Genomic DNA, 17,900 nt, shown 5'->3' on the forward strand with positions numbered 1-17,900 from the left:
AGCCGCCATGCCTTTGCTCGACCCCAAGACCTGGCAGTCCCGCGCCTTGTCGGGCCCTGAGTACGCCGTCGCCGAGCCCGCCACCGGCGACACGCTCGGCACCGTCGTCCTCGCCGCAGCCGAGGACGTCCGCCCGGCCGTGCAGGCCGCCCGCACCGTCCAGGCCGAGTGGGCCCGCGTCCCGCACTTCGTCCGGGCCGGGGTGCTTCGCAAGGCCGGCGACCTGTTCGCCGCGCACGCCGAGGAACTGCGCGAGTGGATCGTCCGCGAGTCCGGGTCCATCCCCGGCAAGGCGGACTTCGAACTGCACGTCGCTGCCCAGGAGTGCTACGAGGCCGCCGCCCTCGCCTCCCGTCCCGCAGGGCAGGTGCTGCCCTCCGAGGCGCCCCGGCTGTCGTACACGCGGCGGATCCCGGTGGGCGTGGTGGGCGTCATCGCCCCGTTCAACGCCCCGCTGATCCTCTCCATCCGCTCGGTCGCCCCCGCTCTCGCGCTCGGCAACGCGGTCGTACTCAAGCCGGACCCGCGCACGGCGGTCTGTGGCGGACTCGCGCTCGCCGCTGTCTTCGCGGAGGCCGGTCTGCCCGAGGGGCTGCTGCACGTGCTGCCGGGTGGCCCGCAGGTGGGCGAGGCACTGGTCGCCGACCCGCAGGTGCCCGTCATCTCCTTCACCGGGTCGACCGCGGCCGGCCGGTCCGTCGGCGAGGCCGCCGGACGCCATCTCAAGCGCGCGCACCTGGAGTTGGGCGGAAACTCGGCCCTGATCGTGCTGGAGGACGCCGACATCGACGCGGTGATCTCGACGGCCGCCTGGGGTTCGTTCTTCCACCAGGGCCAGATCTGTATGACGACAGGCCGCCACCTGGTCCACCAGTCCCTGTACGAGGAGTACGTCGAGCGCCTGGCCGCCAAGGCCGACTCGCTGGCCGTCGGCGACCCGCACCGCGCGCAGGTCCACCTCGGGCCGATCATCGACGAGTCCCAACTCGCCAAGGTGCACGGCCTCGTCGAGTCGAGCACGGCCCGCGGCGCCAAGCTGGCCGCGGGCGGCACACACGAGAACCTCTTCTACCGGCCCACGGTCCTCGCCGACGTAGACGACCGGAGCCCCGCGTACGCGGAGGAGGTGTTCGGCCCCGTGGCCCCCGTGCGGTCCTTCGGCACCGCCGACGAAGCGGCTGCCCTGGCCGCCGACGGGCCCTACGGTCTCTCGCTCGGCATCGTCACCCGCGACACCGCCCGCGGACTCGATCTGGCCGAGCGCATCCCGACCGGCATCGTCCACATCAACGACCAGACCGTGAACGACGAGGCGGTCGCCCCGTTCGGCGGGGTCGCCGCCTCCGGCACCGGCGCCCGCTTCGGCGGCGAGGCCAACATCGAGGCCTTCACCGACGTGCGCTGGACGACGGTGCGCGGTGACGTGGCGCCGTACCCCTTCTAGAGCCTGAAGGGACGCGCCACAGCCGCCGATGCAGCGACCGGGTTACTCGCCCTGCTGGGCCTGCTGGGCGGCCACGGACTTGCGGACCTCGTCCATGTCCAGCTTCCGGGCCTGTCCGATGACGTCCGTCAGGGCGGCCTCGGGCAGGGCGCCCGGCTGGGCGAACACGGCGACCTGGTCGCGGACGATCATCAGCGTCGGGATGGACTGGATACCGAAGGCCTGGGCCAGTTCCGGCTGCGCCTCGGTGTCCACCTTGCCGAACACCAGGTCCGGGTTCTCCTCGGCGGCCTTCTCGTAGACCGGGGCGAACTGACGGCACGGCCCGCACCAGGCCGCCCAGAAGTCGATCAGGACGAACTCGTTGTCCGTGACCATCTGGTCGAAGTTCTCCTTGGTGAGCTCCACGGTGCTGCTCATGACGTCGATCCCTCTTTCCGATGTGGGGGCGAACTTCTTGGTGCGGGGCGAATCCGTCCGCACAAACACGGCCGGCCCGTCGCGTATTCCGCGCGCGTACCCGGTTGGCCACAGCGCACACCAACAACCAGACTGACCCCATGACGGAAACGGAAACCATCGCGTACGACGTCGTGGTGCTCGGGGCCGGGCCCGTGGGGGAGAACGTCGCCGACCGCACCCGGGCGGCCGGCCTGTCCACCGCGGTCGTGGAGAGCGAACTGATCGGCGGCGAGTGCTCGTACTGGGCCTGTATGCCCAGCAAGGCCCTGCTGCGCCCGGTCATCGCCCGCGCCGACGCCCGCCGTGTGCCCGGCCTCGCCCACCTCGTGCAGGGCCATCTCGACACCGCCGCGGTCCTCGCCCAGCGGGACTACATGACCTCGCACTGGAAGGACGACGGCCAGGTCCAGTGGCTGGAGGGCATCGGCGCCGACATCTACCGCGGTCACGGCCGCCTCACCGGAGCGCGCACGGTGACGGTGACAGGCCCCGAAGGCGAGCAACACGTCCTCGGCGCCCGGCACGCCGTCGCCGTCTGCACCGGCACCCGCGCCGTCCTTCCCGACCTGCCCGCACTCGCCGACGTAGGGCCGTGGACCAGCCGGGAGGCCACCAGCGCCAAGGCCGCTCCCGGCCGGCTGATCGTGGTCGGCGGCGGAGTCGTCGCCACCGAGATGGCCACGGCCTGGCAGGCACTCGGTTCCCAGGTCACGCTGCTGGTCCGCGGCAAGGGTCTGCTGTCCCGCATGGAGCCCTTCGCCGGCGAACTGGTCGCCGAGGCGCTCACCGAAGCGGGCGTGGACGTCCGCACCGGCACCTCGCTCACGTCGGTGACCCGGGAGAACGGCACGGTCGTCGCCGTCACCGGTGCCGGCGACCGCATCGAGGCCGACGAGATCCTCTTCGCCACCGGGCGTGCCCCGCGCACCGACGACATCGGCCTCGACTCGGTCGGCCTCGTACCCGGCGCCTGGCTGCCGGTCGACGACAGCCTGCGCGTGACGGGCAGCGACTGGCTGTACGCCGTCGGCGACGTCAACCACCGCGCCCTCCTCACCCACCAGGGCAAGTACCAGGCACGCATCGCGGGCGCCGCCATAGCCGCCCGCGCGTCCGGCGTACCGCTGCTGGAGACCGATCCCTGGGGCGCGCACGCCGCCACGGCCGACCATGCCGCCGTTCCCCAGGTCGTCTTCACCGACCCCGAGGCGGCCGCCGTCGGCCTCTCCCTCGCCGAGGCGGAACAGGCCGGCCACCGCGTCCGCGCCGTCGACGTCGAACTCGGCGGTGTCGCCGGCGCGTACCTCTACGCCGACGGCTACCGCGGCCGCGCCCGCATGGTCGTCGACCTCGACCGCGAGATCCTCCTCGGCGTCACCTTCGTCGGCCCCGGCGTAGGCGAGCTGATCCACTCCGCGACGATCGCCGTCGCCGGCGAGGTGCCGATCGGCAGGCTGTGGCACGCGGTTCCGTCGTATCCGACGATCAGCGAGGTGTGGCTGCGGCTGCTGGAGGCCTACCGGGGCTGATCACACCAACGGCACCCGGTCCGGGCGTAGCACCTCGATCGCGCCCTCGTCGTGGGTCACCATGACGAGGGCGCTTCGGCTGTCCTACTCCGGCAGCGGAAAGCCCAGCGCCACCGCGGCCTCACCGGGCGTCGTCTGCGTCCAGCGCTCCATCATCGCCACGTTCGAGGACAGTGAGCGCAGCTCCGCCCGGTCCAGGTAGAGCATGCCGTCCAGATGGTCCGTCTCGTGCTGCACGATCCGCGCGGGCCAGCCCGTGAACACCTCGTCCACGGCATGGCCGTACTCGTCCTCGCCCGTCAGCCGCACCTCGGCGTGCCGTGCCACCACCGCCTGCCAGCCCGGCACGCTCAGGCAGCCCTCGAAGAAGGCGGCCCGTCCGGTACCCACGGGTTCGTACGCCGGGTTCACCAGCACCCGGAACGGCTGCGGCACCCGCCCGCGCGCCAGGCGGATCTCGTCCGGTACCGGCGCCGGGTCCTCGATGACCGCGATCCGCAGGTCCACGCCCACCTGGGGTGCGGCGAGGCCGACACCCGGTGCCGCGCGCATCGTGAGGCGCAGGGCCTCGACGAAGCGGGCCAGGAGCGCGGGCTCCAACTGACCGTCGAAGCGCTCGGTGCCGCTCCGCAGTACCGGGTCGCCAGCCGCGACGATGGGCAACGGGCCGTCGGCGGCGAGGAGTTCCTCGACCCGCTCGGCAAGGGGCGCGCGATCACGGGGGGCTGTCATCGCGCCAGGATGCCACGCGCCCCCATGTGTGACGCACGCCACTTCAACTCCCGGGAACTCGGCACCCCGCGCCCCGACTACTGGAGCACCACGGCCGGAAGGCCCCCGTCCCCTGCCCACGGAGAAGCCAGCCGATGTCCATCGCTCCCTCGACCACCACGGACGAGGCCCCGCAACCCGCCGCCCCGGCCCGCACCCCCAGCGCATGGGCGCCGCTCCGCCCGCTGGTCCTCCGCCTGCACTTCTACGCCGGGCTGCTCGTCGCCCCCTTCCTCCTCGTCGCCGCCACCACCGGATTCCTGTACGCCGCCGCGTTCCAGGCCGAGAAGATCGTGTACGCCCATGAGCTGACCGTCCCCGTCGGCGACACCGAGCTGCCGATCTCCGAGCAGGTGGCCGCGGCCCGCAAGGCCCACCCCGAGGGCACCGTCGCGGCCGTACGTCCCGCCCCGGAGGCCGACGCGACCACCAGGGTGATGCTCACCGGCGTCAAGGGCGTCGGCGAGACGCACACCCTGGCCGTCTTCGTCGACCCGTACACCGGGAAGGTGCGCGGAGCCCTCGAACAGTACGGTTCGACCGGCGCGCTGCCCCTGCGCACCTGGATCGACGAACTCCATCGCGATCTGCACCTCGGTGAGAACGGCAGGCTCTACAGCGAACTCGCCGCGAGCTGGCTGTGGGTGATCGCCGGCGGTGGCGTGGTGCTGTGGTTCTCGCGGCGCCGTGCCCTGCGGAAGGTGCGTGGCACCAGTGGGCGGCGCCGCACGCTGGGCCTGCACGGCACCGTGGGCGTGTGGACCGCCGCCGGGTTCTTCTTCCTGTCGGCGACCGGACTGACCTGGTCGGCTTACGCCGGGGCGAACATCGACGAACTGCGGACCTCGCTCGGCCAGGCCACCCCGTCGATCTCGACGACGGCGGGCGGCGAGCACACGGGCCACGGCGCCACGGCCACCGGCGGCGACACGGCGACCGAGGAAGGCGTCGGTCTCGACAAGATCCTCGCCGCCGCGCGGGCCGAAGGGCTCGGCAATCCTGTCGAGATCGTCCCGCCCGCCGACGCGTCATCCGCGTACGTCGTGAAGCAGGTACAGCGCAGCTGGCCCGAGAAGCAGGACTCGGTCTCCGTCGACCCGGCCACCGGCGAGGTCCTCGACGTGCTCCGGTTCGCCGACTATCCGGTGCTGGCCAAACTGACCCGCTGGGGCATCGATCTGCACACCGGCGTTCTCTTCGGACTGGTCAACCAGATCGCCCTGATGCTGCTCGCGCTCTCGCTGATCCTGCTGATCGTGTGGGGATACCGGATGTGGTGGCTGCGAGGCCGCGGCTCCGCCTTCGGCCGGTCGATCCCACGTGGCGCCTGGCAGCAGGTGCCGCCGCAGATCCTCGTCCCGCTGATGGCGGCGATCGCCGTACTCGGCTACTTCGTCCCGCTGCTCGGCATTCCGCTGGCCGTCTTCATCGTCGTGGACGTCGTCCTGGGGGAGATCGCCCATCGGAAGGCGAAGCCGGGGGAGAAGGCGGAGGACAAGGCGGGGGAGAAGGCGGCTTCCTGACCCGGATGTGACTGGGGTCCGGTTCCGCGAGGGAACCGGACCCCAGTTGCTTCTCGAGTTGTCTCTCAGAGCTGTTCGAAGTCACCCGCGAGCGCCGAGGCCAGCCGCAGGTGAGGCGCGGCCTCCTCCTGCCGCCCCTGCCGCTCCAGCGTGCGCCCCAGCATCAGCCGGGCGTAGTGCTCCACCGGGTCGCGCTCCACGATGACACGCAACTCGGTCTCGGCGCGCCGCAGTTGGGCCGAGTGGTAGTAGGCGCGCGCCAGCAGCAGCCGCGGTCCGGTCTGCTCCGGCACCTCCTCAACCAGCCCGCCCAGCACGCGCGCCGCGGCGGCGTAGTCCTTGGCGTCGAAGAACAGCCGCGCGCGCTCCCAGCGCTCCGTCGGCGTTCCGTGGTCGTAGTACGTCGTGTCCACGAGTGACCTCCTTCGGCGCCTGCAACTCCCCGAGGTCGTTAAACATTCCACTACTTCAGCGCGGTCAGCTCCGCGTTGGCCCGCGAGGTGACCAGGGCCAGCACTCGGCCGGCGGTGGCGAGGTCCTCCTCGGGGATTCCACCCCAGACCCGGGCGGAGATCTCGCCCGACTCCGCGCTGGCCTCGGCGTACAGCTTCCGTCCGGAGTCCGTGATCCGGACCTGTGTTGCCTCGGCCTCCAGAAGCCCCTTGCCGGTCAGCTCCTCGACGGTCGCCTGTACGTCCGTCTCGTCGGCCTTCAGCGCGTCGACGACCTCGCCGACGAGCGCGGCCCGGTCGACCGGGGCCTCGGCGACGGCGACGAGCCTGAGGGTGACCATCTGCTGGAACTTGATGCCGTAGCGGGCCAGGACGCGTTCGAGGACCGCGCGTGCGGCGTAGTGGGCCAGGCCCAGGTCGCGGGAGTTGAGCTTGGGTGCGGTGGTGGTCATGACTGCTCCTTCTCGTGCTCACTGTTCTGACTGAACGGATCAAGAGGTGCGTCGAGCAGAGTCGACAGATCGCGGGTGAACTCCCGTGCACGCGGGCTGCCGAGGCCGCCGAGCGGCTCCAGCAGCTGGTCCAGGAGTCCCTGGACGACCTTGATCGCCCGCCGGACGACGTCCTGGCCCTGCTCGGTGAGTGCCAGCTGGACGGCGCGCGGATCCTGCGGGTCCCGGGTGCGCTCCAGCAGGCCGGCGGACTCCAGGGCGCGGGCGAGCTTCGACACGTAGAGCGCTTCGAGCCCGGTGTGGTCGGCGAGGCGGCGCTGGCTGGGCCGCAGTCCGGAGCGCTGCATGCCGTACAGCGACGCCACCAGCGCGTACTGCGCATGGGTCAGTCCCAACGGTGCGACCGCGCGGTCGACCGCCACGCGCCACTTCATGGACAGGCGCCAGACCAGGAAACCGGGCGTCGCGCCCTCAGGAGTCGTACTCATGAGGGATACTGTACATGGCTACTATGTACATGGCTACTATTTTCCGCGGACCTTGCGGAGGGGCGTGGCGACGGAGGGGCCGGCAGGACAATGGAATGACGCGACGTCGCCCGCGGGACTAGGTTGGGCGCCATGAGCAATCTTGATCGCGAGGCGGTTCCTTCCCTCTGCGGCGGTCGTGGCTTCGTGGTGGCGGAGCCCGTGCGCGAACTCCTCAGCCCTCGCCGGGTCAAGCTCGGTGAGTCCACCGAAGTCCGCCGACTGCTGCCCAACCTGGGCCGCCGCATGGTCGGTGCCTGGTGCTTCGTCGATCACTACGGCCCCGACGACATCGCCGACGAGCCCGGGATGCAGGTGCCACCCCATCCGCACATGGGGCTGCAGACGGTGAGCTGGCTGCACGAGGGTGAGGTCCTGCACCGCGACTCGACCGGCAGCCTCCAGACCATCCGCCCGCGCGAGCTGGGCCTCATGACCTCGGGCCGGGCGATCAGCCACTCGGAGGAGAGCCCCAAGCCGCACGCCCGCCTCCTGCACGGCGCGCAGTTGTGGGTCGCCCTCCCCGACGCCCACCGCCACACCTCGCCGCTCTTCGAGCACCACGCCGAGCTGCCGGTCGTCACGTCACCGGGTCTCAAGGCCACCCTCATCCTCGGCGACCTCGACGGCGCGACCTCGCCCGGTACGACGTACACCCCGATCGTCGGCGCCGACCTGGCCCTCGCCCGCGGCACGGACGTACGCCTGCCGCTGGACCCGGACTTCGAGTACGCCGTGCTGTCCATGTCCGGCGAGGCGCACGTCGACGGCGTGCCGGTGCTGCCCGGCTCGATGCTCTACCTCGGCTGCGGCCGCACCGAACTGCCCCTGCGTGCCGAGTCCGACGCCGGGCTGATGCTCCTGGGCGGTGAGCCGTTCGAGGAGGAGGTCATCATGTTCTGGAACTGGATCGGCCGCACCCAGGAGGAGATCGAGCAGGCCCGTGCGGACTGGATGACCGGTTCGCGCTTCGGCGAGGTCAAGGGCTACGACGGTGCTCCGCTGCCGGCGCCGGAACTGCCGCCGGTGCCGCTGAAGCCGCGGGGAAGGGTTCGCTGACCGGCTGAGATGTGCCGATGGGGTCGCCGGGGACGGAGAGTCAGGCCGCCCGTCTCCGTGGCGGAGGTGGGCGTCGTCAGCACGACGCCCACCTCTCGGTAATCGGACTCAGCTGCACTTACGTCCGGTGTTGATGCACTGGACCGCCTTGTTCATCAGCTTCGCGTCGAAGATGTTGATGAAGTCGCCGTGGTCGGTGACCGGCTTGTGCTGCTGTTCGGGGAAGCCGTCCAACGCGAAGAACGGACGGGTCTTGCCGTTGTCCTTGATACTGGGCGCGTCCACGTCGTACACCAGACGCTGCACCAACTGCGGAATGGCCTTGAAGCCGGTCGGGCAGTTGCCGGTCGCGTCAGCGAAGGCCACGTGTGTACGGTGGTTGGCGCTGTCGATGTTCGTGCCGTCCCAGCAGCTCTGGAACTTGAAGGTGCGCACCACGTCGCTGCCTGACGGGCAGAGGGGGTACTTGTCCTTCAGCTGCACCTTGTTCTCGAAGCCGGTGCAGCTCCAGGAGGCGTTGGCGTTGGCTGTGCCGTTGACGAAGGCTTTGGCATCACCGGTGATGATGCGCAGGAACTTGGGCATCGCCACCACCTTGCCGCGGGGGCTGCCCACGAAGTTCAAGGTGGCCTGCTTGGCCGTCAGAATCCGGCCCGTGTTGCCCTCGGCGCCGCCGCCCAGCTTGTCGGCGTCGAACTCCGTGGTGCCGTCCTGAAGGCGCAGCACCGGCCAGTAGTAGGACGACTTGTCGCCCTTGTTCCTGCAGCTGGTCCCGGCCTTGGCGAAGTCCTGGTCGCTGGAGAAGGCGTCGTTGTCCTGGTTGCCGACGTAATCGTGCACGTGGTGTGCGCCGTTGGTGACACCCGGCGCGACGATGACGTTGTCGCTGTTGTACAACTTGTTGGCGTTCACCCCGCACTTGGTGACGAAGACACCCCTCGAAGCCTTCGCCGACTTGGCCGGCGTGCTCACATTGGACTTCACCTTGGTGATGTCCACGAAGTCGGTGGCGACGGGCCCATTGCCGGTCGTGCCGGCATTGGTGTTGTTGCCACTCGGGCTGGCGGTGGGCTGGCCGGCGGTGGGCTGGTTGCCGGTGGCTTTGAGCGTGCAGGCCGCCAAGGCGTCAAGGCCCTGCGGCTTGGCTGCCACACGGCCGATGGCGGTGGCGATCCGGTCGATCGTCGCCTTCCGCTTGTCCTTCAGCGGACCCACGATCGCGTTCTGGGCGAAGTTGGGGTCCTGTGCGATCGCCTGCTGGGAGGTGGAAAGGCGCTGGTATGCCTCGGAGATCTGCTTGTCGAGGAGTGCCAGTTCCTTGTCGACCTGGGCCTTCGCCTGGGCGGGCACGGATGTCAACTGCTGGCCGACGTCGGGGCAGTCGATGGTGGACGTGCCGGCCGCGAGCACCTGGTTCTGGGCAGGGCCCTTCGACGCACCGGTTTCGTCGGCCGAGGCGTAGATGTTGACCGCCACCAGTCCACCGGCCCCGATGGCCAGTGCGGCCGCCGCGCCTACCGCCCGGCGGGCAGTCGTCGATCTCTTTCGCGTGTTGCGTCTCATCAGGCCTCTCAAGGACATCGCCGGAGCCGGCAGGACTTCCGGCATGGGTCAAGCGCGTCCTCAGATACGGATGTGAGCGCCGAATACTCAGCGGATTCTCAGATTCGTAGGTTCCTCCATCCGTAAACAGTGCATGAGCGCCCAATCCGGGCCGACGAGATCGACGCCGCCTTCGACCGGCTCGCATCGCGCTTCGGCGAGGTCAAGGGGTACGACGGCGCTCCGCTGCCGGCGCCGGAACTGCCGCCGGTGCCGCTGAAGCCGCGGGGAAGGGTTCGCTGACTGGGTGCGGGCGACTCAGGCGCGACGCTGGGCCCTTGCGTTGGCGAACGGGCCGTCGGCGTGGAAGGCTAGCCCGGCGAAGCGTTCGCCCATGCGGCGGTGGGTGGCGGCGTCCGGGTGGAGCTGGTCGGGGAGGGGTAGCTCGGCGAAGTCCGCGTCGCCGTAGATGTCGCGGCCGTCGAGGTAGTACAGGTGGGGGTCTTCGGCCACTCGCTGCTTCACGATGCGGGAGAGCTCGTCCCGGATGACGTTGAGCGTGAGCTTCCCGGCGGCGCGGTCGGCGGGGTCGCCCGCCGCCCGGAACTCCAGCTTTCCTTCGCTGAGTTTGCTGAAGTCCGCGACGCTGGGGCCGGGTGTGTCCTCGTGGATGGGACACAGGATGGGGGAGACGACCAGCAGTGGCGTGGTGGGGTGTCCCTCGCGGATGGTGTCGAGGAAGCCGTGGACGGCCGGGGTGAAGGCGCGCAGCCGCATCACATCGGTGTTGACCACGTTGATGCCGAGCTTGACGCTGATCAGGTCGGCGGCGGTGTCGCGCAGGGCGCGTGCCGTGAACGGGTCGAGCAGAGCACTGCCGCCCAGGCCCAGGTTGATCAGTTCGACGCCACCGAGGGAGGCGGCGAGCGCGGGCCAAGTCGTGCTGCCACTCGCGGCGTTGGAACCGTGACTGATCGAACTGCCGTGATGCAGCCACACCTTGCGGTCCCCGCGCGGCGCACCCTCGACGGGGGCGTCGGTGCGCAGGGCGACCAGCTGGGTGATCTCGTTGTACGGCAGCCAGATCTCGACGTCCTTCATCCGACCGGGCAGATCCGGGAACCGGATGGTGCCGACCGGGCCTGGCCGCGTCTCGGCGGAGCCGGTGGCCATGTCGATGGTCAGTACGTTGCCGCCGCTCGCAATGGCCTGGCCGGCCAGGCTGCCGTCGACGAGCAGGTCGTACACGCCGTCGGGACGCGGCGGGGCGCCCACATAGGCCGTCTTGGTGGGAAGAGTGTCCAGCTCGATCACGGTGGCCCGGGTACGGAACGCCAGCCGCACACCCGAGGGTTGGGCCTCCGCCATGGCCAACTGCCCGTCGGAGCACTGGGCGCGGGCCCTGGCGGGCAGCCGGTGCGGCAGCAGCCCATGCTCGGTGCGCTCCAAGTCCAGGGCGCCGCGCAGGAGTTCCGCGGTGATGGGGGTGGTTGTCCACTCCGCCGGCTGGGCAGCGGGGGAGGTGCCGGGGGTGTCGTCGTGCTGGTCGCTCATTATCCCAGCCTGTCAACCGGATTCCTGATCCGCACGTGAATTTCCGGCCCATGGGCTTCGTTCCGAGTGGCTCGGCTTGTTCGGTCATTGGACTCTCAGTACAAGCATTGGACTGATGGTCTATTCTCTGTGGTCGGGGGCGAGAGACTGGGAGTGTCCGATGGTGGCCAAACCGACCCTTGACGCGGAGCAGGACGCGATCTTTACCGCGCTCGCGCCCGTCATCGACGGAATCGTCGCGACCTTCGGGCCGGTCTGTGAGGTCGTCCTGCACGACTACCGGCGGCCGGAACAGTCAGTTGTCGCGATCGCCGGTTCCGTGACCGGGCGGGAGGTGGGCGGGGCGATGAGTGAGATCGGGATGCGGATGCTCGCGCGGGGCGACGAGGCGGGGGACGAGTTGAACTACGTCACGCGGACGCGGGGCGGCAGGCTGGTCAAGTCGTCCACGATGGTGTTGCGGGACTCCTCGGGCGCGGTGTTCGGTGCGCTCTGCGTCAATCTGGACGTCACCGCGGTCAACCAGGCCCACGCGCTGCTCGGCGAGATCGCGGGGATCGGCGGGATCGGTGGGGCGGCTCCGGTCACGACCTTCGGCAATGACATCGACTCGGTCGTCGACGCCATCCTCGACGCCCACCAACTCCGGCAGAACCGGGCCTGGGCGGAGCTCGACCGGACCGAGCGCATCGCGCTTTTCCGCGGCCTCGACGAGCGCGGGGTCTTCGCCGTACGCCGGGCGATCGAACAGGTCGCCGCCCGCCTCGGTATCTCCCGTGCCTCGGCCTACAGCTACCTCTCCCAGGCCCGAGCCGCCTCCGAACCGAAGTCCGACACCGACACCGATCCCGACACCAACCCCGGCACCGTCTCCCATGGAGGGCACGCATGACGACCACCACCCCGCCGGTCACCCTGGACGACGTCCGCGACGCCGCCCGGCGGATCAAGGGCGTGGCCCACCGCACCCCGGTGCTGCGCTCGCGGACCCTCGACGCGCTGGTCGGCGCCGAGGTCTTCCTCAAGTGCGAGAACTTCCAGCGGATCGGCGCCTTCAAGTTCCGCGGCGCCTACAACGCGGCCTCCCGGCTGACCCCGGAGCAACTGGCCCGGGGCATCGCCGCCTACTCCTCGGGCAACCACGCGCAGGCCGTCGCCCTGGCCGCCCGGGAACTCGGCACCACCGCGGTCATCGTCATGCCCGAGGACGCCCCGCGCTCGAAGCGGGACGCCACCGCCGGATACGGCGCCGAGATCGTCACCTACGACCGCTACACCGGCGACCGGGTCGCCATCACGGAGGCTCTCGCCGCCGAACGGGGGCTCGCGCTCATCCCGCCCTACGAACACCCCCACGTCATCGCCGGACAGGGCACCGCCGCCCTCGAACTCGTCGAGGAAGTCGGAGAGTTGGACGCGCTCATCACCCCGGTCGGTGGGGGTGGGCTGATCGCCGGCAGTGCCACGGCCGCGAAGGGGCTGTATCCGGCCGTCCGCGTGATCGGCGTCGAGCCCGAGGCGGGGGACGACACCAAGCGGTCGCTGGAGGCCGGGAGGCGGATCTCCGTCCCCGTGCCGCGCACCATCGCCGACGGGCAGGCCCTGAACATCCCCGGCGAACTCACCTTCTCCCTCAACCAGCGACTGGTCGACGACATCGCCCTGGTCACCGACGACGAGATCCGCGAGGCGATGCGGTTCGCCTTCGAGCGGCTGAAGATTGTCGTCGAGCCCAGCGGCGCCACACCGCTCGCCGCACTGCTCGCTGGGCGTGCGGGCCGCCTCCCGGGCCGCATCGGCGTGATCGTCTCCGGCGGCAACATCGACGCCGACCGGTTCGCCCAGCTCTGCGGAGACGGCGCCTGAGAGCGACACTGTCCCCCGATTGGCGCCCCCGGGTGGACAGGCGGACGATGAAGAGGTGGGGCCTGGCCGCCGCCGGGGCCGCTCGTGGCTGCCGACATATGGAGACCGGCCCTGGCCGTGCGGAGCACGGCCGGAAGGGAGGAAGCCGTCATGCTGGAGATAAAGCCTGTCGACAAGCCGGACGAGCGGCGCGATTTCCCCCGCGGTCACCTCGAAGCCGTCCACCTCAGCGGACTCGACTTCGCCGTGGGCACCTTCGAGCCCGGCTGGCGCTGGTCCGAGTCCGTGGCCCCGATCGCGGGTACGAAGAGCTGCGAGATCCACCACAACGGCTACGTGGTCCGGGGGCGGATGCACATCCGCATGGACGACGGCGGCGAGGGTGAGGTCGGACCCGGCGACGTCTTCGTCTGCCCGCCCGGACACGACGCATGGGTCGTGGGCGACGAACAGGTCGTCGTCTACGACTTCGCGGGAGCCATGGCCCAGGAGTACGCGAAGGCGAAGGAGTAGTCGGGCGCGCACGGTCGTCCGTCACCGTTTGGGTGCGGACGGCCGTTGTCGTACGCGTAGTTGCGCGACCGCTGCGGGCGTACCTCACACGGTGATGACCACCTTGGCTCGCGCGTGTTCCACCACCAGGTACCGGATCGCCTCGGGTGCCTCGGCGAGCGGGTAGGTACGGTCGATGACCGGGGTGACCTTCCCGGACTCGGCCAACTCGCACAGTACCTTGAAGTTTTCCTTGTCGGCCTTCGCGGGGAGCCAGGCCACCCGGTGCCGGACGAGAGGGGCCAGCAGTCGCCCCTTGATGAGGAGGCCCATCGGCCCGAACACGCTGCCACCCTCGTACAGGCCCCCGCCGGACAGCACGAGTGTTCCGGTGGGCGTCAGCACGCGTCGGAACGCGGCGAGCGAGTGGTTCCCCACAAGGTCGAGTACGACGTCGTAGCGCTGTCGGCTCCGGGTGAAGTCCTCCTCGGTGTAGTCGACGACGTGGTCCGCGCCGAGCGACCGGACCAGGTCCACGTTCCTCGTCCGGCACACACCGGTGACTTCCAGGCCGTACGCCTTGGCTATCTGTACGGCGAACGTGCCGACGCCGCCCGACGCGCCGTTGATCAGAATCCGTTGGCCGGCCTTGACGTCGGCGACGTCGCGCAGACCTATGAGAGCGGTGTTCCCCGCCAGCGGCATCGCGGCCGCCTGCTCGAAGCTGAGGCCGGCAGGTTTCGGGGCCACCTCGTGGGTGGCGGCGCACACGTACTCCGCGAACGAGCCGTCCGCTTCGCCGAACACCTCGTCGCCGGGGTGGAGTTCCTTGACGCCGCTGCCGACGGCTTCCACCCGGCCGGCGAAGTCCCGGCCACGGATCCTCATCTTCGGCCCGTTGAGCCCCATCGACAGGCGCGCGAAGTACGGATCGCCGTGCATGAAATGCCAGTCGTAGGCGTTGACCGCCGCCGCGTGCACTCGCACGAGCACCTCGTTCTCCGCGGGCACGGGCTTGTCGACTTCCCTGATCTCCAGTACGTCCGCCGAGCCGTACCGGTCCTGAACGACAGCCTTCATCGGATCCCCTCCGTCATTTCGAGCGTAGGGGAGCGCCCTCCGGACGGGAATCGGGGACAGACCCTAGGGGTGCCCTAAGGGTTGCCCTTGCCTCGGGAAACCGATCGGTTTACGCTGCAGGGGCCGACCGGTAAACCGATCGGTTTCCTCTCTGCTCCTGGAGACTCCCATGACCACCATCGAAGGTTCCGTCGCCCTGGTCACCGGCGGCAGTCGCGGCATCGGCCGGGCGCTGGTGACGGCCCTGTACGAGCGGGGCGCGAAGAAGGTGTACGCCACCGCCCGCGACCCGCGGACCGTCACGCACCCCGACGCGGTGCCGCTGGCCCTGGAAGTGAGTGACCCCGCGTCCGTCGCGGCCGCCGCCGAGCAGGCCCAGGACGTCACCCTCCTGATCAACAACGCGGGCGCGTCCGTGAACGCGAACTTCCTGGACTCGCCCGTCGACGACGTCCGGCGTGAGTTCGAGACCAACTTCTACGGCCCGCTCCTGGTCACCCGCGCCTTCGTTCCGGTCATCGAGCGCAACGGCGGCGGCCACATCCTCAACGTCCACTCGGTGCTGTCCTGGGTCGGCCTCGCCGGCTCCTACAGCGCCTCCAAGGCGGCCTTCTGGTCCCAGACCAACTCCCTGCGCCTCGACCTGAAGCCGCGCGGAATCGAGGTCACCGGACTCCATGTCGGCTACGTCGACACGGACATGGCCGCGAAGATCGACGCGCCCAAGTCCACACCCGAGGCTGTGGCGACGCAGGCCCTGGACGGAATCGAGGCGGGCGCCTTCGAGGTCCTGGCCGACGACCTGACCCGCCAGGTCAAGGCGGGGCTGTCCGCCGATCTGTCGGCGCTGTACCCGCAGTTGGCGTCCTAGGATCGCCCTAGACCGGCAGCAGCTTGGCGATCAGGGTGCTCAGCTGCTGGACGTTGCGGCACTCGTGCATCTCCACGAGTTCGGCGTAGTCGGGCGCGGCCGAGTCGCCGGTGCCCCACCGGGAGCGCTGCTCGGGGTTCAACCAGTAGACGCGGCGGGCCCGTTCGGCGATGTGCCGGACGGCCATCAGGTTCGGGTCGCTCATGTTCGTCCGGGCGTCCCCGAGGACGAACACCGTCGTGCGCGGGCCGACCGCGTCGCCGTACCGCTCCGCGAACTCGCCCAGCGGAACGCCGTAGTCGCTGCTGCCGTGCCACCCGGTGAGCTTGGCCTCCGCCTGGATACGGGCGCCGAGCCCCGCCGCGTCGGCCGCGCCGTGCACCAACAGCCCCGTCACCTCGTCGATCCGGTTGACGAAGGCGAACACCCGCACCTTGCTGAACTGGTCGTGCAGCGCCTGCACCAACAGCATCGTGAAGTCGGAGAAGCCGGACACCGAGCCCGACACATCGCACAGCAGCACCAGTTCGGGCCGGACCGGGCGGCGTCGGCGCAGCACGGGACGCATCGGCACCCCGCCCGTCGACAGCGAGCCGCGCAGGGTCCGCCGCAGATCGATCGTGCCGCGCGAGGCCCGGCGCCGACGCGCCGCCAGCCGGGTGGCGAGCTTCCGGGCGAGCGGCTGAACCGTCCTGCGCAGCTCGGCCAGTTGCTCCCGTCCCGCGAACAGGAAGTCGACCCGGTCGGCGCTCGGGCCCACCGCCCGCCGGGCGATCTCCTCGGTGCCGCGCCGCTCGGCGACCCGGCGCCGCGCCTCCGTGGCGACCAGCCGCCGGAACGCCTCGATGCGCTGCCGGATCTCGTCGTCCAGGAGCCGGTCCGCGAAGCCCGACTCCCCGTCCCGCGCCCGGACTTCGGCCCGGACACGGGCCAGCAACGTCTGCGGGCGAATCCGGTCCAGCGTCTGATACGACGACCAGCCGTCCGACGCCGGCGAGGAACCGTATCCGCCGAACCCGTCGACCGCCTCCACCGCCAACCGGGCCATCAACGCGGCGTCGTTGGCGGCGAGCGCGGCGGCCAGCCGGTCGCGCAAGTCGTCCCGGTCCGCCGGATCCCCCTCGGGCGCCCCGACCCCGCGGGGAAAGTACAGGTCGAAGACCGGGTCGAACACCACCCGTTGACCCGTACTGTGCAGCAGCGTCGCCGCCAGCCCCTCCCGCAGCAGCTCGCGGTCGGCCAGCCCGAGGGCCGCCATCGCCTGGGCCGCGTCCACGGTCTCCCCGGTCCCGATCCGCACGCCGTGCCCGCGCAACGCCCCGACCAGCCCCGTCAGTCGCTCAGCGACACCCGTCGGCGTCGTCACAGGGCGTCCAGATCGAGCTTGGCCGCCGCCTTGAGGACATCGTCCTGATGCTTGAGGACCACGCCCAGACTGTCCCGTACGACCGTCTCGTCCAGCGTGTCCGCGCCGAGCGCGAGCAGGGTGCGCGCCCAGTCGATGGTCTCGGCGACCGACGGCACCTTCCGCAGATCCATCTCCCGCAGCGCACCGACCACCCGGACCACGGACTCGGTCAGCGCCGCGCCGAGTTCCGGCACCTTCAGCCGTACGATCCGGCGCTCCAACTCCTCGTCCGGGAAGCCGATGTGCAGGAAGAGGCAGCGGCGGCGGAGGGCCTCGGACAGTTCACGGCTCGCGTTCGAGGTGAGGACGACGAAGGGGCGGCGCCTCGCCGCGACCGTACCCAACTCCGGGACGGTGACCTGGAAGTCGGAGAGCACTTCGAGCAGCAGGCCCTCCACCTCGACGTCCGCCTTGTCGGTCTCGTCGATCAGGAGCACCTTCGGGTCGTCCCCGCGGATGGCCGTCAGCAGCGGGCGCGGGAGCAGGAACTCCTCGCTGAAGATGTCCGTGCGCGTCTCGTCCCACGTCTCGTCGCGTCCCGCGCTGATGCGCAGCAGCTGTTTGGCGTGGTTCCACTCGTACAGCGCCCGGGACTCGTCGACGCCTTCGTAGCACTGCAGGCGTATGAGCCGCGCGTCGGCGACCTGGGCGACGGCCTTGGCGAGTTCCGTCTTGCCTACGCCGGCGGGGCCCTCCACGAGGAGCGGCTTGCCGAGGCGGTCGGCGAGGAACACGGTCGTGGCGACCGCGGGTGACGCCAGATAGCCCGTCGCGGCGAGGCGTGCGGAGACGTCGTCGACGGATGTGAACAGCAACGGGGCCTCCAGCTCGGCAGGGTGCGGAGACACTATCTAAGCGCTTGTTCATT

The 17,900-nt window shown here is 70.4% G+C and carries 19 protein-coding genes; 9 read left to right on the forward strand and 10 right to left on the reverse strand.

The window, feature by feature from the left end; genetic code table 11:
- The first annotated feature begins 7 nt into the window (after positions 1 to 7).
- A complete protein-coding gene (locus tag AC5DRG_RS46950) occupies positions 8 to 1,444 on the forward strand; it encodes a benzaldehyde dehydrogenase (RefSeq protein WP_491806427.1) in 1,437 nt (478 codons plus the stop codon).
- 42 nt (positions 1,445 to 1,486) lie between these two features.
- Here the strand turns inward: AC5DRG_RS46950 and trxA are convergent, their stop codons facing one another.
- On the reverse strand, positions 1,487 to 1,864 hold the full coding sequence (gene trxA / locus AC5DRG_RS46955) for a thioredoxin (RefSeq protein WP_491806428.1): 378 nt from the start codon (positions 1,862 to 1,864) through the stop codon (positions 1,487 to 1,489).
- Between the two features lie 140 nt (positions 1,865 to 2,004).
- Here trxA and AC5DRG_RS46960 point away from each other — a divergent pair, with 140 nt between their 5' ends.
- Positions 2,005 to 3,435: a dihydrolipoyl dehydrogenase family protein gene (locus tag AC5DRG_RS46960; RefSeq protein WP_491806429.1), complete on the forward strand. Its 1,431-nt coding sequence runs from the start codon at positions 2,005 to 2,007 to the stop codon at positions 3,433 to 3,435.
- Positions 3,436 to 3,519: 84 nt separating this feature from the next.
- Here AC5DRG_RS46960 and AC5DRG_RS46965 read toward each other — a convergent pair whose 3' ends face one another.
- Complete coding sequence (locus AC5DRG_RS46965) at positions 3,520 to 4,167, reverse strand: peptide deformylase (RefSeq protein ID WP_491806430.1); 648 nt, start codon at positions 4,165 to 4,167, stop codon at positions 3,520 to 3,522.
- A gap of 134 nt (positions 4,168 to 4,301) precedes the next feature.
- On the opposite strand from AC5DRG_RS46965, the gene AC5DRG_RS46970 reads away from it, so the two are divergent.
- Complete coding sequence (locus AC5DRG_RS46970; protein ID WP_491806431.1) at positions 4,302 to 5,729, forward strand: PepSY-associated TM helix domain-containing protein; 1,428 nt, start codon at positions 4,302 to 4,304, stop codon at positions 5,727 to 5,729.
- A gap of 65 nt (positions 5,730 to 5,794) precedes the next feature.
- Here AC5DRG_RS46970 and AC5DRG_RS46975 read toward each other — a convergent pair whose 3' ends face one another.
- From AC5DRG_RS46975 to AC5DRG_RS46985, 3 genes are read right to left on the reverse strand one after another with little or no spacing between them, the layout of a single operon-like run.
- Positions 5,795 to 6,142: a tetratricopeptide repeat protein gene (locus AC5DRG_RS46975; protein WP_491806432.1), complete on the reverse strand. Its 348-nt coding sequence runs from the start codon at positions 6,140 to 6,142 to the stop codon at positions 5,795 to 5,797.
- 50 nt (positions 6,143 to 6,192) lie between these two features.
- Positions 6,193 to 6,633 carry a MarR family winged helix-turn-helix transcriptional regulator gene (locus AC5DRG_RS46980; RefSeq protein ID WP_491806433.1) on the reverse strand — a complete coding sequence of 147 codons (441 nt, stop codon included), beginning with the start codon at positions 6,631 to 6,633 and terminating at the stop codon, positions 6,193 to 6,195.
- Positions 6,630 to 7,121, reverse strand: coding sequence for a MarR family winged helix-turn-helix transcriptional regulator (locus AC5DRG_RS46985; RefSeq protein ID WP_491806434.1), 492 nt, complete (start codon positions 7,119 to 7,121; stop codon positions 6,630 to 6,632). Before AC5DRG_RS46985 ends, AC5DRG_RS46980 begins: the two co-directional genes overlap by 4 nt.
- A 132-nt stretch (positions 7,122 to 7,253) precedes the next feature.
- Between AC5DRG_RS46985 and AC5DRG_RS46990 the strand changes: the two genes are divergently transcribed.
- On the forward strand, positions 7,254 to 8,219 hold the full coding sequence (locus tag AC5DRG_RS46990; RefSeq protein ID WP_491806435.1) for a pirin family protein: 966 nt from the start codon (positions 7,254 to 7,256) through the stop codon (positions 8,217 to 8,219).
- Positions 8,220 to 8,327: 108 nt separating this feature from the next.
- Here the strand turns inward: AC5DRG_RS46990 and AC5DRG_RS46995 are convergent, their stop codons facing one another.
- Positions 8,328 to 9,782: a DUF1996 domain-containing protein gene (locus AC5DRG_RS46995; protein ID WP_491806436.1), complete on the reverse strand. Its 1,455-nt coding sequence runs from the start codon at positions 9,780 to 9,782 to the stop codon at positions 8,328 to 8,330.
- A 129-nt stretch (positions 9,783 to 9,911) separates the two neighbouring features.
- Here AC5DRG_RS46995 and AC5DRG_RS47000 point away from each other — a divergent pair, with 129 nt between their 5' ends.
- Positions 9,912 to 10,064, forward strand: coding sequence for a hypothetical protein (locus AC5DRG_RS47000; RefSeq protein ID WP_491813400.1), 153 nt, complete (start codon positions 9,912 to 9,914; stop codon positions 10,062 to 10,064).
- A 15-nt stretch (positions 10,065 to 10,079) separates the two neighbouring features.
- On the opposite strand, the gene AC5DRG_RS47005 is transcribed toward AC5DRG_RS47000, so the two are convergent.
- The gene (locus AC5DRG_RS47005) at positions 10,080 to 11,315 is read right to left on the reverse strand and encodes a GDSL-type esterase/lipase family protein (RefSeq protein ID WP_491806437.1); all 1,236 of its coding nucleotides are present in this window, start codon (positions 11,313 to 11,315) and stop codon (positions 10,080 to 10,082) included.
- Positions 11,316 to 11,475: 160 nt separating this feature from the next.
- Between AC5DRG_RS47005 and AC5DRG_RS47010 the strand changes: the two genes are divergently transcribed.
- The 3 genes from AC5DRG_RS47010 (at position 11,476) to AC5DRG_RS47020 (ending at position 13,694) form a co-directional block, all read left to right on the forward strand.
- Positions 11,476 to 12,207 (forward strand): helix-turn-helix transcriptional regulator, encoded by a 732-nt coding sequence (locus tag AC5DRG_RS47010; RefSeq protein ID WP_491806438.1) that lies wholly within the window; start codon positions 11,476 to 11,478, stop codon positions 12,205 to 12,207.
- Entirely contained in the window at positions 12,204 to 13,181 is a 978-nt protein-coding gene (locus AC5DRG_RS47015) for a threo-3-hydroxy-L-aspartate ammonia-lyase (RefSeq protein WP_491806439.1), read from the forward strand. Before AC5DRG_RS47010 ends, AC5DRG_RS47015 begins: the two co-directional genes overlap by 4 nt.
- A 150-nt stretch (positions 13,182 to 13,331) precedes the next feature.
- A complete protein-coding gene (locus AC5DRG_RS47020; RefSeq protein ID WP_491806440.1) occupies positions 13,332 to 13,694 on the forward strand; it encodes a cupin domain-containing protein in 363 nt (120 codons plus the stop codon).
- A gap of 84 nt (positions 13,695 to 13,778) precedes the next feature.
- Here the strand turns inward: AC5DRG_RS47020 and AC5DRG_RS47025 are convergent, their stop codons facing one another.
- A complete protein-coding gene (locus tag AC5DRG_RS47025) occupies positions 13,779 to 14,753 on the reverse strand; it encodes an NAD(P)-dependent alcohol dehydrogenase (RefSeq protein WP_491806441.1) in 975 nt (324 codons plus the stop codon).
- 169 nt (positions 14,754 to 14,922) lie between these two features.
- Here AC5DRG_RS47025 and AC5DRG_RS47030 point away from each other — a divergent pair, with 169 nt between their 5' ends.
- Positions 14,923 to 15,624 (forward strand): SDR family oxidoreductase, encoded by a 702-nt coding sequence (locus AC5DRG_RS47030; protein WP_491806442.1) that lies wholly within the window; start codon positions 14,923 to 14,925, stop codon positions 15,622 to 15,624.
- Positions 15,625 to 15,631: 7 nt separating this feature from the next.
- Here AC5DRG_RS47030 and AC5DRG_RS47035 read toward each other — a convergent pair whose 3' ends face one another.
- Entirely contained in the window at positions 15,632 to 16,990 is a 1,359-nt protein-coding gene (locus tag AC5DRG_RS47035) for a VWA domain-containing protein (protein WP_491806443.1), read from the reverse strand.
- On the reverse strand, positions 16,987 to 17,844 hold the full coding sequence (locus tag AC5DRG_RS47040; RefSeq protein WP_491813349.1) for an AAA family ATPase: 858 nt from the start codon (positions 17,842 to 17,844) through the stop codon (positions 16,987 to 16,989). The genes AC5DRG_RS47035 and AC5DRG_RS47040 overlap by 4 nt, the downstream gene beginning before the upstream one ends.
- Positions 17,845 to 17,900: the final 56 nt, after the last annotated feature.

It is taken from the genome of Streptomyces sp. JLBG701, from assembly GCF_058544905.1.

Excerpts from the sequence above, each read along its gene's own strand:
- AC5DRG_RS46970 (WP_491806431.1), top strand. The coding sequence starts at position 4,302 with ATGTCCATCGCTCCCTCGACCACCACGGACGAGGCCCCGCAACCCGCC.
- AC5DRG_RS47010 (WP_491806438.1), top strand. The coding sequence starts at position 11,476 with ATGGTGGCCAAACCGACCCTTGACGCGGAGCAGGACGCGATCTTTACC.
- AC5DRG_RS46995 (WP_491806436.1), bottom strand. The coding sequence starts at position 9,782 with ATGAGACGCAACACGCGAAAGAGATCGACGACTGCCCGCCGGGCGGTA.
- AC5DRG_RS46990 (WP_491806435.1), top strand. The coding sequence starts at position 7,254 with ATGAGCAATCTTGATCGCGAGGCGGTTCCTTCCCTCTGCGGCGGTCGT.
- trxA (WP_491806428.1), bottom strand. The coding sequence starts at position 1,864 with ATGAGCAGCACCGTGGAGCTCACCAAGGAGAACTTCGACCAGATGGTC.
- AC5DRG_RS46965 (WP_491806430.1), bottom strand. The coding sequence starts at position 4,167 with ATGACAGCCCCCCGTGATCGCGCGCCCCTTGCCGAGCGGGTCGAGGAA.
- AC5DRG_RS46980 (WP_491806433.1), bottom strand. The coding sequence starts at position 6,633 with ATGACCACCACCGCACCCAAGCTCAACTCCCGCGACCTGGGCCTGGCC.
- AC5DRG_RS46960 (WP_491806429.1), top strand. The coding sequence starts at position 2,005 with ATGACGGAAACGGAAACCATCGCGTACGACGTCGTGGTGCTCGGGGCC.
- AC5DRG_RS46985 (WP_491806434.1), bottom strand. The coding sequence starts at position 7,121 with ATGAGTACGACTCCTGAGGGCGCGACGCCCGGTTTCCTGGTCTGGCGC.
- AC5DRG_RS47030 (WP_491806442.1), top strand. The coding sequence starts at position 14,923 with ATGACCACCATCGAAGGTTCCGTCGCCCTGGTCACCGGCGGCAGTCGC.
- AC5DRG_RS47020 (WP_491806440.1), top strand. The coding sequence starts at position 13,332 with ATGCTGGAGATAAAGCCTGTCGACAAGCCGGACGAGCGGCGCGATTTC.
- AC5DRG_RS46950 (WP_491806427.1), top strand. The coding sequence starts at position 8 with ATGCCTTTGCTCGACCCCAAGACCTGGCAGTCCCGCGCCTTGTCGGGC.
- AC5DRG_RS47025 (WP_491806441.1), bottom strand. The coding sequence starts at position 14,753 with ATGAAGGCTGTCGTTCAGGACCGGTACGGCTCGGCGGACGTACTGGAG.
- AC5DRG_RS47005 (WP_491806437.1), bottom strand. The coding sequence starts at position 11,315 with ATGAGCGACCAGCACGACGACACCCCCGGCACCTCCCCCGCTGCCCAG.
- AC5DRG_RS47015 (WP_491806439.1), top strand. The coding sequence starts at position 12,204 with ATGACGACCACCACCCCGCCGGTCACCCTGGACGACGTCCGCGACGCC.